Origin of the sequence: Microvirga sp. HBU67558, assembly GCF_018069605.1 — a bacterium.
Taxonomy (GTDB): domain Bacteria; phylum Pseudomonadota; class Alphaproteobacteria; order Rhizobiales; family Beijerinckiaceae; genus Microvirga; species Microvirga terrae.
Genome location: NZ_JAGPUP010000503.1, coordinates 1 through 12,095 on the forward strand (window position 1 = coordinate 1; position 12,095 = coordinate 12,095).

General features: G+C 67.2%; 13 protein-coding genes. 3 read left to right on the forward strand and 10 right to left on the reverse strand.

What is annotated here, in order from left to right:
• Nucleotides 1-154: 154 nt before the first annotated feature.
• From KBI52_RS11765 to KBI52_RS11790, 6 genes are all read right to left on the reverse strand, one after another.
• The gene (locus KBI52_RS11765) at nt 155-1,357 is read right to left on the reverse strand and encodes an MFS transporter (RefSeq protein WP_247654341.1); all 1,203 of its coding nucleotides are present in this window, start codon (nt 1,355-1,357) and stop codon (nt 155-157) included.
• A 165-nt stretch (nt 1,358-1,522) separates the two neighbouring features.
• A complete protein-coding gene (locus KBI52_RS11770; protein ID WP_210807625.1) occupies nt 1,523-1,786 on the reverse strand; it encodes a DUF2934 domain-containing protein in 264 nt (87 codons plus the stop codon).
• Nucleotides 1,787-1,922: 136 nt separating this feature from the next.
• A complete protein-coding gene (locus KBI52_RS11775; protein WP_210807627.1) occupies nt 1,923-2,741 on the reverse strand; it encodes an alpha/beta fold hydrolase in 819 nt (272 codons plus the stop codon).
• Nucleotides 2,742-2,849: 108 nt separating this feature from the next.
• The gene (locus KBI52_RS11780; protein ID WP_247654342.1) at nt 2,850-3,926 is read right to left on the reverse strand and encodes a tartrate dehydrogenase; all 1,077 of its coding nucleotides are present in this window, start codon (nt 3,924-3,926) and stop codon (nt 2,850-2,852) included.
• Between the two features lie 61 nt (nt 3,927-3,987).
• Nucleotides 3,988-5,070 carry a tartrate dehydrogenase gene (locus KBI52_RS11785; RefSeq protein ID WP_173946009.1) on the reverse strand — a complete coding sequence of 361 codons (1,083 nt, stop codon included), beginning with the start codon at nt 5,068-5,070 and terminating at the stop codon, nt 3,988-3,990.
• 77 nt (nt 5,071-5,147) lie between these two features.
• Nucleotides 5,148-6,125, reverse strand: a complete 978-nt coding sequence (locus KBI52_RS11790) for a tripartite tricarboxylate transporter substrate-binding protein (protein WP_173946008.1) — start codon at nt 6,123-6,125, stop codon at nt 5,148-5,150.
• A gap of 273 nt (nt 6,126-6,398) precedes the next feature.
• Between KBI52_RS11790 and KBI52_RS11795 the strand changes: the two genes are divergently transcribed.
• Nucleotides 6,399-7,106 carry a GntR family transcriptional regulator gene (locus KBI52_RS11795; protein WP_210807629.1) on the forward strand — a complete coding sequence of 236 codons (708 nt, stop codon included), beginning with the start codon at nt 6,399-6,401 and terminating at the stop codon, nt 7,104-7,106.
• 43 nt (nt 7,107-7,149) lie between these two features.
• A complete protein-coding gene (locus KBI52_RS11800) occupies nt 7,150-7,557 on the forward strand; it encodes a cupin domain-containing protein (protein WP_173946006.1) in 408 nt (135 codons plus the stop codon).
• Nucleotides 7,558-7,572: 15 nt separating this feature from the next.
• Here the strand turns inward: KBI52_RS11800 and KBI52_RS11805 are convergent, their stop codons facing one another.
• Nucleotides 7,573-8,742, reverse strand: a complete 1,170-nt coding sequence (locus tag KBI52_RS11805) for a mandelate racemase/muconate lactonizing enzyme family protein (RefSeq protein WP_210271970.1) — start codon at nt 8,740-8,742, stop codon at nt 7,573-7,575.
• Nucleotides 8,743-8,846: 104 nt separating this feature from the next.
• Between KBI52_RS11805 and KBI52_RS11810 the strand changes: the two genes are divergently transcribed.
• The gene (locus KBI52_RS11810) at nt 8,847-9,761 is read left to right on the forward strand and encodes a LysR family transcriptional regulator (RefSeq protein WP_210807661.1); all 915 of its coding nucleotides are present in this window, start codon (nt 8,847-8,849) and stop codon (nt 9,759-9,761) included.
• Nucleotides 9,762-9,800: 39 nt separating this feature from the next.
• On the opposite strand, the gene KBI52_RS11815 is transcribed toward KBI52_RS11810, so the two are convergent.
• The 3 genes from KBI52_RS11815 to KBI52_RS11825 all read right to left on the reverse strand — a co-directional run bounded on the left by KBI52_RS11815 (nt 9,801) and on the right by KBI52_RS11825 (nt 12,014).
• Nucleotides 9,801-10,016: a hypothetical protein gene (locus KBI52_RS11815; RefSeq protein ID WP_173946004.1), complete on the reverse strand. Its 216-nt coding sequence runs from the start codon at nt 10,014-10,016 to the stop codon at nt 9,801-9,803.
• Nucleotides 10,017-10,173: 157 nt separating this feature from the next.
• Nucleotides 10,174-11,553, reverse strand: a complete 1,380-nt coding sequence (locus KBI52_RS11820) for an FAD-containing oxidoreductase (protein WP_210807631.1) — start codon at nt 11,551-11,553, stop codon at nt 10,174-10,176.
• A complete protein-coding gene (locus KBI52_RS11825) occupies nt 11,550-12,014 on the reverse strand; it encodes a DUF4126 domain-containing protein (protein ID WP_173946002.1) in 465 nt (154 codons plus the stop codon). Before KBI52_RS11825 ends, KBI52_RS11820 begins: the two co-directional genes overlap by 4 nt.
• Nucleotides 12,015-12,095: the final 81 nt, after the last annotated feature.

Genomic DNA, 12,095 nt, shown 5'->3' on the forward strand with positions numbered 1-12,095 from the left:
TCCTGGCTCGAACGCCCCCTATCGCAGAGCCCGATCGTGTCTGCCCCGGGGCTGAATCAAGGCCAAGCCTGGGCATTGCCTGAACCTATCCTTTTGGACCCGAGACCCCACGGGTCCGATCCCAAAAGTGGGTCCACTTTTCACGTCCGATGCTTTAGCCCAGGCGGGCACGAATGGACATCACCCCTGCCAGGGTCAGGGCAGCGAAGGCGGCTCCCGCCAGAAACGTGCCCTGGGGTCCGAGGCTGTCCCAGAGGGCTCCGGCAAGGACGCTCGCCAGCAGCAGCGCCACCCCGGTGACCAGGTTGAACATGCCGAAGGCCGTGCCGCGCAGCTCCGCCGGGGCCGCTTCCGCCACCAGGGTGGCGAGCAGGCCCTGGGTGAACCCCATGTGCAGCCCCCAGAGCGCGACGCCGACCACCAGAGCCCCCAGTCCGGACGCAAAGGCCAGGACCAAATCGGCCCCTACCAGCATCAGCAGCCCGACGATCAGGAGCGTCACGCGGTCCATGCGGTCGGCCAGCACACCGACCGGATAGGCCGACAGCGAATAGGCCACCCCCATGATGACCAGCACAAGGGGAACGAACGCCACCGGCAAGCCCACCGACTGCGCCCGAAGCAGCAGAAAGGCCTCGCTGAACCGCGCCAGGGTGAACAATGCGGCCACCGCCACCACCCACCAGTACATGGCGCCCAACCGGCGGAGCTCGCTCCGGCTCAGCGGCATGCGCACTTGGCGCAGCCCCGGCGGGCGCTCCGGTTCCCTGACCCAGATCAGCAGCACGGCCACGGCCAGAACGGCCGGAACGACGGCGACCCAGAACACGGTCTGGAAATGATCGGCTGTCAGCCACATCAGCCCGATGGCCAGCAGGGGTCCCGTGAAGGCCCCGATGGTGTCGAGGGACTGGCGCAACCCGAAGCTCGCCCCGCGCAGATGCGGCGGCGCGATGTCGGCCACCAGGGCGTCGCGCGGCGCGCCGCGGATGCCCTTGCCGATCCGGTCGAGGAAGCGCGCCGCGATGAGGCCGTCGATGGCAGATGCCAGCGGGAAGATCGGCTTGGTGAGCGCCCCGAGACCATAGCCGAGAACCGCCAGGAGCTTGCGCTGGCCGAGCCAGTCGCTGAGCGCGCCGGAGAAGATCTTGGTGATGGAGGCGGTGGATTCGGCAATGCCCTCGATGATCCCGACTGCCAGCGCCGAGGCGCCGAGCACGGACACCATGTAGATCGGCAACAGGGCGTGGATCATCTCGGACGAGATGTCCATCAGCATCGACACGAAGCCGAGAGCCCAGACGCCTGTCGGAATCCCCTGGCGGGATGCCCTGCGGGGGCTCTCGTCGACTGTCATTCCCATATGCCCCTGTTGGTTCGAACCGAGCGTTTCACAGAGGCTGTTAGGAAGTCTGCCGTGGTCTGTCCAGATGCGCTGTCCGGGTGCGCCGGGCGTTCGGGCGACCGGCCGCGGCTTTTCCGCCGCATCCTGTCCCGAAGCCGGGATGGAACCTGTCGGACCTCAGGTTGAGCCCTTGGTCGATCTGCGGGGCCGCCTGGTCTTGGCCGGAGCCTCGGATGCGGCTTCGAGGGCCTCGACGGCCGCGACGGGAGGCGCCTCCTCGACCGTCGCGTCCGAGCGGTCCGATGCGGCCTCGGATGACCCGTCCTCGGCCTTGAGGGCACGTTCCGCCTCCAGCCAATGGTCCTCGGGATTGCCGCTCCGGCCCCGGCGCTCCCAGATCTCGTACGCCCTCGTCCGAATCCTCTCCTCGCGGTGATCCATGCTTCGCCTCCTGGGGCAACGGCTTCGAGACTGTCGAATGTGGGACGCCGCCACCCGGCGACAACAGCCCGGGACTTGCGCGATGCTGCCGCGCCCCCGCGTGGGCCTTGTGGACGCCCACGACCCGTGATGGCCCCTAGGCGACGCCGTCAGCTTCGATTTCTCTCCCGAAACGGGAGATCACGTCGGTGAGGAGCCTCTCGTCCTCCCGATGCGGCACGTGCCCGGCTCCTGGCAGGATGCAGGCCGTGCCACGCCCGGCGGCGATGCGTCGGGGATGTTCGACAGAACCGTACTCGTCACGCTCTCCATGAATGGCCAGCACCGGGCAGCGGACCGCCTCCAGGGCCTCGTCCAGGGACCAATGCGCAAAATCAGGCGACAGCCAGGTGCCGATCCAGGCCTCGACGGCCCATGGGGCCTTGTCGCCGTGGTATCGCGCCAGGCGCGCAAGCTGGGCCGGATCCTGGAAGTCGCGCTGCGCGACGCGGATACCCTCGAGGGTCCTGTCCTCGACGAAGGCCTGAGCGGCGACCGTGACGAGCGCGCGGCACCGCGTCGGGAAGCGGGCTGCCGTCTCGACGGCCATGGCGCCCCCCACGCTGTGGCCGCAGACGATGAAGTCCCGCACGTCGAGCTGCTCGCACACCTGGGGCACGACGTGCTGCGCCTCCCGGCCGATGAAGTCGAACGGCAGCCGACACGGATAGGCATCCGAGCGGCCAAAGCCGAGGCGATCATAGGCGATGACCCGCCTGCCCGTCGCAGCCGCGAGAGCCTTCGGGAAACTGCGCCAGAGCTCCACGCAGCCGAGGGAATCGTGGAGCAGCACGATCGGCGCACGCCCGGCATTCGCAGGAACCTCCGGCGTCCAGATCCTGGCGAAGAGGCTGCCCCCCTCGATCAGAATCCGGGTGTCCTGCTCGCTGATCGTGGCCGGGGGGTTGTCGGGCATGGCGGTGGTCCGCGCTCTCTCGTTCTGCGATCGCTTACCGCGCCCGAAGGCAGGCGGCAACCACCTCGGATCGAGCGCCTGTCGAACAGGCCCGATGCTCGAGCCGCCCTATGCGTTGTCGCCGTGAATGGCGGCGATCACGGCATCGGTGACCTGACGGGTCGTGGCCGAGCCGCCGAGATCCGGCGTATGCAGCGCGGGATCGGCCGTCACCCGCTCGATCGCCCGCATGAGGCGCTCGGCGGCCGGCTTCTCGCCGAGATGCTCCAGCATCATGGTTGCCGTCCAGAACGTGCCGACAGGATTGGCGATGCCCTTCCCCGTGATATCGAAGGCCGACCCATGGATCGGCTCGAACATCGAGGGGAATGTCCGCTCCGGATTGAGGTTGGCGGTCGGCGCGATGCCGAGCGAGCCGGCGAGCGCCGCAGCCAGATCAGACAGGATGTCCGCATGCAGGTTGGTGGCCACGATGGTGTCGAGGCTCTGGGGCTTGAGGGTCATGCGCATGGTCATGGCGTCGACCAGCATCTTGTCCCAGGTCACGTCCGGGAAGTCCTGCGCCACCTCGGCGGCGATCTCGTCCCACATGACCATGCCGTGGCGCTGCGCGTTCGATTTCGTCACCACCGTCAGGAGCTTGCGCGGCCGCGACTGCGCGAGCCTGAAGGCATAGCGCATGATGCGGGTGACGCCGGCCCGGGTGAAGATCGAGACTTCGGTTGCGACTTCTTCCGGCAGGCCGCGGTGCGAGCGCCCGCCCTGGCCGGCATACTCGCCCTCGGAGTTCTCGCGCACGATCACCCAGTCGAGATCCTTCGCGGCCACGTTGCGAAGCGGTCCTTCGATCCCCGGCAGGATGCGCGTCGGGCGCACATTCGCGTATTGGTCGAAGGGCTGGCAGATCGCCAGGCGCAGTCCCCACAGGGTGACGTGATCGGGCACGTCCGGCGCGCCCACGGCGCCGAAATAGATCGCATCGAATCGTCGAAGGGTCTCGCGGCCGTTCTCCGGCATCATGACGCCATGGGTCTTGTAGTAGTCCGAGCCCCAGTCGAAGGTCTCGAATTCGAGCCCGAAGCCGCCGTCGCGGGCTGCCAGGGCCTGGAGGACCTCGACGCCGGCCGCGATGACTTCCTTGCCGATTCCATCGCCCGGAATGGCGGCTATCTTGTAGCTGTTCATGATGGCACCTGATGTTGTCGGCCGCCGGACGGGCAGCGGCCGAGGATCGTGTTGGATTCGATTAGCCGAGGGCCTCGGCCACGGCCTTGCCGGTGGTCTCGGTTCCCGCATTTCCGCCGAGATCGCGGGTGCGCAGGGTCCGCTCGCTCAAGACGTCCTCGATGGCCTGGACGATGGCGGCGGCCGCTTCCGCTTCACCGAGATGCTCCAGCATCATGGCGCCGGCCCAGATCTGGCCGATGGGGTTGGCGACACCCTGGCCGGCGATGTCGGGCGCCGAGCCGTGGACCGGCTCGAAGAGCGAGGGGAAATCGCTGTTCGGATTGATGTTGCCCGAGGGCGCGATGCCGATCGTGCCCGTGCAGGCGGGTCCGAGATCGGACAGGATGTCGCCGAAGAGGTTCGACGCGACGACTACGTCGAACCAGTCGGGATGCAGCACGAAATGGGCGGTCAGGATGTCGATGTGGTACTTGTCCCACTTCACGTCCGGATAGCGTTTGGCCATCTCCTCCACGCGCTCGTCCCAATAGGGCATGGTGATCGAGATGCCGTTCGACTTCGTGGCCGAGGTCAGGTGCTTCTTCGGGCGCTTCTGGGCGAGGTCGAAGGCGAATTGCAGCACCCGGTCGACGCCGATGCGCGTCATCACGGTTTCCTGGATGACGACCTCGCGGTCCGTGCCGGGGAACATCTTGCCGCCGATGGACGAGTACTCGCCCTCGGTGTTCTCGCGCACGACCCAGAAGTCGATATCGCCGGGCTTGCGGTTGGCGAGCGGCGTCGGCACTCCCGGCATCAGCCGCACGGGCCGCAGGTTGATGTACTGGTCGAACTCGCGCCGGAACTGCAGCAGCGACCCCCAGAGGGAGACGTGGTCCGGGATCTTCTCCGGCCAGCCGACGGCTCCGAAGAAGATGGCATCGTGCGAGCCGATCTGCTCCTTCCAGTCCTCCGGCAGCATGCGGCCATGCTTGGCGTAGTAGTCGTAGGACGAGAAGTCGAAATGATCGAGCTGCAGGTCGAAGCCGAACTTCTTGGCCGCGGCCTCCAGCACCCTCACGCCCTCGGGGGTCGTTTCCTTGCCGATGCCGTCGCCCGGAATGACGGCGAGCCGATAGCGCTTCTTTTGATCCGATGCCATGTGAAAATCCGTTCGTCTCTCATGAAGGCCCGAGGACGGATGCGAGGGCCGGAAGCGCCCGCATCCGCTCCGGGTCGTTACTGTCCCGTAACCCCCGAGGCCTTGATGACGGGCACCCATTTGTCAATCTCGGAGCTCACGAGCTTGGCGAGCGCCTCTGGGGTCTGGCCCGCCTCGTCCGGAAGCTCGGCGCCGAGATCGAGAAGGCGCTTGCGGGTGGTCTCGTCCTTGAGGGCGGCCTTGGCGGCGGCATTGAGCTTCGTGATGATGTCCTTGGGCGTTCCCTTCGGGGCGAAGAGCGCGTTCCAGCCAGTCGCCTGGAACTGCGGCAGCCCCTGTTCGGCCGATGTCGGCACATCCGGAATGACCGGGAGGCGGTTCTGCACCGCGACCACCAGTCCGTTCGCCTCCTTCGCCTGCACGGTCGGCACGATAGCGACCGTCTGATCGCACACATAGTCGACCTGCCCGCCGAGCAGCGCGTTCAAGGCCGGGCCCGAGCCGCGGAACGGCACATGCTGCGGCTTGACGCCGAGCAGGGATTCCAGGAACAGGCAGGTCAGGTGCGAGGTCGAGCCGACGCCGCCCGAGCCATAGTTCATCTTGGGCGCATTGGCTTTCAGATAGGCGACGAATTCCTTGAAGTCCTTGACCGGCAGGTCCTTCTTGGCGACCACGAGCATCGGTGTGGCGGCCGAGTTCATGATCGGCTCGAAATCGACGCGCGGATCATAGGCCAGCTTGGGATAAAGGCCGACGCTCGCCGCCTGCGTGCCCAGATTGCCCATGAGGATCGTGTAGCCGTCCGGCTCGGCCTTCGACACGCGGGTCACGCCGACGGTGCCTCCCGCTCCGGTGACGTTCTCGACCACGAGCTGCTGACCGAGCGTGCGGCCCATGTGATCGGCCATGAGGCGAGCCACCACGTCCGTCGTGCCGCCGGCGGAGAACGGCACCACCAGGGTGATGGGCCGCGTCGGGTAGGTTCCCTGCGCCTGTGCGGCTGTCGCGACGAGGCCCAGGGCCGCCGCGAGGGTCAAGAGAGTTTTCTTCATAGGCGTTTCCTTCCCTTGAGGGTTTTGGCGACGGGATCGGCATCTCTTGCCCGTCGCGTCCGGCGGCCCGCGGTTTATGCACCGTGTGGCCTGGTCCATCTGCCCCTGAATGCCCCCGCTTTCACGAGCGGCCCGGTTACCGCCACCTGTTGCGTAGCAGCTTCCATGGAAGTTGGCATGCAAGCACTCTGGGCGTCGACCCGGTGGTTTGTCAAGGATCCATTCAATCTTGTATGGAAGATCCGACCGGGGCATGATGAGGCCGGAGGACGCATGGCGAGCAAGTTGAAGCAGGTGCGGACGGTCGAGACCGCGAAGAAGCCGTCCCTGGTGGAGGACGCCTACAGGGCCCTCAAGGACGCGATCCGCGACAACGTCTTCCCGCCCGGATACCAGGGCTCCGAGCAGGAGATCGCGCTGCGGCTCGGCATGAGCCGAACGCCGGTGCACGAGGCCATCATCCGCCTGCAGGAGGACGGGTTGGTCCGGGTGCTCTCCAAGCGGGGCGTGCAGGTCTGTCCGCTCTCCCCGGAGGACATTCGGGAGATCTACGACGTCGTGATCGCCATCGAGGCGCGCGCGGCGGAGCTTCTGGCCGCCATGCCTCTGGAGGCTCGAAGCCAAGTGGCCCAGGAACTCGAGGAGGCGACCGCCCGCATGGAACAGGCCCTTCGCAGGGACGATCTCCACGCCTGGGCGACGGCCGATGACCAGTTCCACCGGCTCCTCGTGGAGCGGTGCGGCAACAGCCGGATCCTCCGGATCGCCCAGACCATCACCGACCAGGCTCATCGGGCCCGGATGCTCACCCTCAGGCTCCGGTCGAAACCGACCGGATCGGCCGCCGCCCACAGGGCCATGGCCGAGGCGATCCGGACCGGGCAGGTGGCCGAGGCCCATCACCGCGCCCGCCAGCACCGGATCGACGCCCGGGACGAGCTTCTCCCGCTGATCGCGAGCGTCGGCATCAAGCATCTGTGATGTGCCCGCTTTGGCGCCATGACACCATCGAGAGGAAGAATTCATGGAAATCCACGCTGCAGGAGCGTTTCCGACGAAGCAGGCCCCGGCCGATGCCTTCACGGGAACCGTCTGGCATGATCCGATCGTCGATGCCCCGCCCCCGGCGCGCATCCGCGCCAACCGTGTCACGTTCGAGCCCGGCGCCCGGACGGCCTGGCACACGCATCCGCTCGGCCAGACCCTTCATGTGATCCTGGGCGTCGGGCGCGTGCAGACCTGGGATGGCCCGGTCCGGGAGATCAAGGCCGGCGACAGCGTCTGGATCCCACCGGGCGAGAAGCATTGGCATGGGGCGGCACCCCATGCCGGCATGGTCCATATCGCCATGCAGGAGGCCCTCGACGGCACGCATGTGACGTGGCTGGAACACGTCACGGACGAGCAGTACCGCGTCCCACCGGTGACCTGAGAGCCTCAGCGAGGGTCACTCGGCCAGTTCGCGCATCACCTTGATCAGGTCCGACTTGCCTTCGAACCCGATGCCGGGCAGTTCCGGCATGACGATGTGGCCATTCTCCACCCGCACGCTGTCCGGGAATCCCCCATAGGGCTGGAACAGGTCCGGATAGCTCTCGTTGCCTCCGAGCCCGAGGCCGGCCGCGATGTTGAGCGACATCTGGTGCCCCCCGTGTGGGATGCACCGCGAGGGCGACCAGCCGCACTGCTCGAGCGCGTCGAGGGTGCGCAGGTACTCCACCAGCCCGTAGGACAGGGCGCAGTCGAACTGCAGCCAGTCGCGGTCCGGCCGCATGCCGCCGTAACGCAGGAGATTGCGGGCATCCTGATGCGAGAAGAGGTTCTCGCCGGTCGCCATCGGGCCGGGATAGAACTCGGACAGCGCCGCCTGGAGCGCGTAGTCGAGCGGATCCCCCGCCTCCTCGTACCAGAACAGCGGATACTGGCGCAGCATCTTGGCATAAGCGATCGCGGTCTCGAGATCGAAGCGCCCGTTGGCATCGACGGCAAGCTGCGCCTGGGATCCGATCTCGGCAAGCACGGCCTCGATCCGGCGCTGGTCCTCGGCGATCGAGGCGCCGCCGATCTTCATCTTCACGACGGTGTAGCCGCGGTCGAGATAGCTGCGCATCTCGGCCCGCAGGGCGCCGTCGTCCTTGCCCGGATAATAGTAGCCGCCGGCCGCATAGACGAAGACGCGCGGATCGGCCTCGCGGCCCTTGCGCTCGGCCAGCAGGCGGAAGAGCGGCTTGCCCGCGATCTTGGCGGTGGCATCCCAGATCGCCATGTCGAGGGTGCCGACCGCCACCGAGCGCTCGCCGTGCCCGCCGGGCTTCTCGTTCTTCATCATCGTGGCCCAGATCTTGTGCGGATCCAGGTTGTCGCCGCTCTCGTCGAGCAGGCTGTCGGGAGCAGCCTCGAGGATCCGGTCGCGGAAACGCTCGCGGATGAGGCCTCCCTGGCCGTAACGGCCGTTCGAGTTGAAGCCGTAGCCGACGACGCGGCGGCCGTCGCGCACCACGTCGGTCACCACGGCGACGAGGCTCGTCGTCATCTTGGTGAAGTCGATATAGGCGTTGCGGATCGGCGAGGCGATCGGCTGGGTGATTTCGCGGACGTCGATGATGCGCATGGACAACCTTCTCGCGCTTGCAGGATGCGGATTGAAGGTCTTCATACGCCTGGACAGCGCCGGAGGGCCAATGCCAAGATCGGTTCGCGTTATGCATGATCGGCATCGATATGGACCTGACCTGGCTTGAGGACTTCCTGGCTCTGGCAGAGCAGAGCAACTTCTCCAGAGCGGCGGAGGCCCGCCATGTCTCCCAGCCTGCCTTCAGCCGTCGCATTCGTGCGCTCGAGGATTGGGTCGGCACACCCCTGTTCGTGCGGGGAACCCAGGGGGCGAGTCTGACGCGGGCCGGGCTCCACTTCCGGCCCCTGGCCGAGGACCTGATGCGCAATCTGCATCGCGCGCGCCGCGAGACGCGTTCCGCGGGCGAGCGCGAGACGGGATCGTTGGCGATCGCCGCGACGCACGCCCTGTCCTTCACGTTCTTTCCCGGCTGGATCCGCCGGCACATGCAGGTCGAGGCGCTCGGCACGCTCAACCTGATCTCGGACAGCATGGAGGCCTGCGAGCAGATCATGCTCGGCGGCGAGGTGCATTTCCTGCTCTGCCACGCCCACGCCGACGCGCCGACGCGTTTCGATGGCAGCCGCTTCGAGAGCATCCGGGCAGGCGAGGATCTCCTGGTCCCGGTCTGCGCTCCCGATGCGGATGGTGAGCCCCTCTGGCCACTGCCCGGCACGTCCGGGAGGCCGTCGCGGCTCCTCGCCTACAGCTCCGCATCCGGGCTCGGCCGCATCCTGGCGGCCCACCCGGTCGGGAGCACCGAGGCGGGCCACCTGGAAAGCGCCTTCACGTCGCATCTCGCCGCCACCTTGATGACCATGGCCCGCGAGGGACACGGCGTCGCCTGGCTCCCGCTCGGGCTCACCGAGGAGGATCTGGCGCGTCAGCGACTGGTGCGGGCCGGACCCGACAGGTTCGACATCCCGGTCGAGATCCGCCTGTTCCGGTCGCCCGATTGCCGCAACCACGCCGCGGACGAACTGTGGAGACGGATTCTCGAACAGGAGAGCGGCAGGGATTAGCCGTTCATGAGGTTGACGATCCGTGGGGAGGACAAGATTTCAGCCGAAGAGCCGCCAGTCCTGCGCGGGCGCCACGTCGAAGGGCGGATCCGGAGCGTCGCTCGCGAGCGTCCGGATCTTCTCCTCGACCAGGTCGGCCAGGACGCTTCTCGGAGTCGAGGCTCGCACTTCACTGACAGCCTCTCGGATCTGCTTCAGATCCAGGGGCGACAGCCTCGCCTGTCCTGGCCCCTTGAACTCCTGATTCGACGTCATGGACGATTCTCCGTCAGGGCTGACACGGCAGTGAAAGGGCGCGCTTGCGGAGATCAGCGTAGGCGTGGCCGTTTTCCCGTCGCATTGCGGGAGAATTACAAATCCGTAATGCAGCCGGCCGCATCGTGCGGGAACCAAATCCCGATCGACGCTCGCCTCAGGCGGCAGGCGTCAGATCGCCGAGCACCGTCGGGATCAGTTCCGAGACTGTCGGATGGATCGGCACCGCCCATTGCAGGGTCGGGTAATCGGCGCCGGCATTCATCATGTCGAGGATGCCGTGGATCGCCTCGTCGCCGCCTGTTCCGAGAATGGCCGCCCCGAGGATCTTTTTCGTGTCGGCGTCGGCGACGATCTTCATGAAGCCCTTGGTCTCGTCCTTCTCGATCGCGCGGCCGACCCGGGTCATCGGGCGCTTGGACACGAGGAGCGGGCGGCCGGTCCTGCGTGCCTCCATCTCCGTCATGCCGACGCGGCCGAGCGGCGGGTCGATGTAGAGCGCGTAGCCCGGGAGCCGGTCGCTCACCCGCCGCGACGCCCCGTCGAGCAGATTGGCCGCGACGATCTCGTAATCGTTATAGGCCGTGTGGGTGAACGCACCGCGGCCGTTGCAGTCGCCCAGTGCCCAGATGCCGGGAACGCTGGTCGCCAGCGTGTCGTCGACGATGATCGTGCCGCGCGCGTCGACCGCAACGCCCGCGCGGTCGAGATCGAGATCGTCCGTGTTCGGCCGGCGCCCGACGGCGAGCAGCACGTGCGAGCCGACCACGAACGGATCGCCGGAGGTGCAGTCGACATCGACGGCCACGCCGTCCGCATGGGGCTTGAAGCCGATGCAGGTGGCGTTGGTGCGCACCGCGATTCCTTCGCCGGCCAGGATGTCCCGGATGGCTTCCGATACGTCCTCGTCCTCGCGGGCGATCAGCCGTGCTCCCCTCTCGACAATGGTCACCTGCGCGCCGAAGCGCCGGTACATTTGGGCGAATTCGAGCCCGATATAGCTGCCGCCCACCACGACGAGATGGCGCGGCAGCATGTCGAGCTGCAGGATCGACGTGTTGGTGAGGTAGGAGACCGTGCCGACGCCCGGCATGTCGGGAATGCTCGCGCGGCCGCCCACGTTGAGGAAGATGCGCGGCGCCTGCAGCACCCGGTCGTCCACTCGGATCGTGTCGGGGCTCTCGAAACGGGCGTGACCTTCGATCACGGTAAGGCCGTCCATGCCGCGCAGCCAGGTTTCGACATTCGTGCGGGCATTCGTCGAGACGGTATCGGCCCGGGCCCTGACGCGCTTCATGTCGATGGCGATGGGACTTTCGATGGACACGCCGAAATCCGCGCTCCGACGGGCGAGATGCGCCGCATAGGCGCTGGCCACCAGGGTCTTGGTCGGCATGCAGCCGGTATTGACGCAGGTGCCGCCGAACAGCTTGCGCTCGATGATGGCGACCTGCATGCCCGCTTTGGTCAATCGTCCCGCAAGCGACGGCCCGGCCTGGCCGGCGCCGACCACGATGGCATCGAACGATTCGGTCATGGTATCGCTCCTACGATCAGGGCCGCTCCGAGGATCGCGACGGCATCCTCGACCAGGGCGGCGGGACGATCCTTGCCGAAGGCGGCCGCGAGCCGCGCCCGGCCTTCCGCTCCTCCGAGTGTCCCGATGATCCCGCCCACGGCTCCCGCCGCGAATCCGCCGATGAACGATCCGCTCTGCGCGGCAATTGCCGCGCCGCACAGGCCGCCGACGATGATCCGGGTTGCGAAGGGCAGCGGGGTCTTGCGGCTCGGCGTGGTGGGAAGCTGGTCGCCGATCAGCTCGCCGACGGCGAGAACCGTCATGATCCACGGCGTGAAGCGATAGCCCAGGAAGGCGAGCCAGGTTCCTTCGAGATTGAGGAGGCCGAGAAAGGCCGCCCAGCTGACGGCCGCGGGAGCCGTCATGGCCCGCAGACCGGCGATCACGCCGATCAGGAGCGCCAACACGTAAACGACCATCGCTGTCCCCTGCACTTTGCTCAAGCTTGCCTGGGGATGGTGCGTTTTTCAATCCCGTGCGCAACGCGCCGGCGCCAGGCA

Bases quoted from the DNA above. Each gene is read 5' to 3' on its own strand.
- KBI52_RS11765 (WP_247654341.1), bottom strand. From the start codon at position 1,357: ATGACAGTCGACGAGAGCCCCCGCAGGGCATCCCGCCAGGGGATTCCG.
- KBI52_RS11770 (WP_210807625.1), bottom strand. From the start codon at position 1,786: ATGGATCACCGCGAGGAGAGGATTCGGACGAGGGCGTACGAGATCTGG.
- KBI52_RS11775 (WP_210807627.1), bottom strand. From the start codon at position 2,741: ATGCCCGACAACCCCCCGGCCACGATCAGCGAGCAGGACACCCGGATT.
- KBI52_RS11780 (WP_247654342.1), bottom strand. From the start codon at position 3,926: ATGAACAGCTACAAGATAGCCGCCATTCCGGGCGATGGAATCGGCAAG.
- KBI52_RS11785 (WP_173946009.1), bottom strand. From the start codon at position 5,070: ATGGCATCGGATCAAAAGAAGCGCTATCGGCTCGCCGTCATTCCGGGC.
- KBI52_RS11790 (WP_173946008.1), bottom strand. From the start codon at position 6,125: ATGAAGAAAACTCTCTTGACCCTCGCGGCGGCCCTGGGCCTCGTCGCG.
- KBI52_RS11795 (WP_210807629.1), top strand. From the start codon at position 6,399: ATGGCGAGCAAGTTGAAGCAGGTGCGGACGGTCGAGACCGCGAAGAAG.
- KBI52_RS11800 (WP_173946006.1), top strand. From the start codon at position 7,150: ATGGAAATCCACGCTGCAGGAGCGTTTCCGACGAAGCAGGCCCCGGCC.
- KBI52_RS11810 (WP_210807661.1), top strand. From the start codon at position 8,847: ATGGACCTGACCTGGCTTGAGGACTTCCTGGCTCTGGCAGAGCAGAGC.
- KBI52_RS11815 (WP_173946004.1), bottom strand. From the start codon at position 10,016: ATGACGTCGAATCAGGAGTTCAAGGGGCCAGGACAGGCGAGGCTGTCG.
- KBI52_RS11820 (WP_210807631.1), bottom strand. From the start codon at position 11,553: ATGACCGAATCGTTCGATGCCATCGTGGTCGGCGCCGGCCAGGCCGGG.
- KBI52_RS11825 (WP_173946002.1), bottom strand. From the start codon at position 12,014: ATGGTCGTTTACGTGTTGGCGCTCCTGATCGGCGTGATCGCCGGTCTG.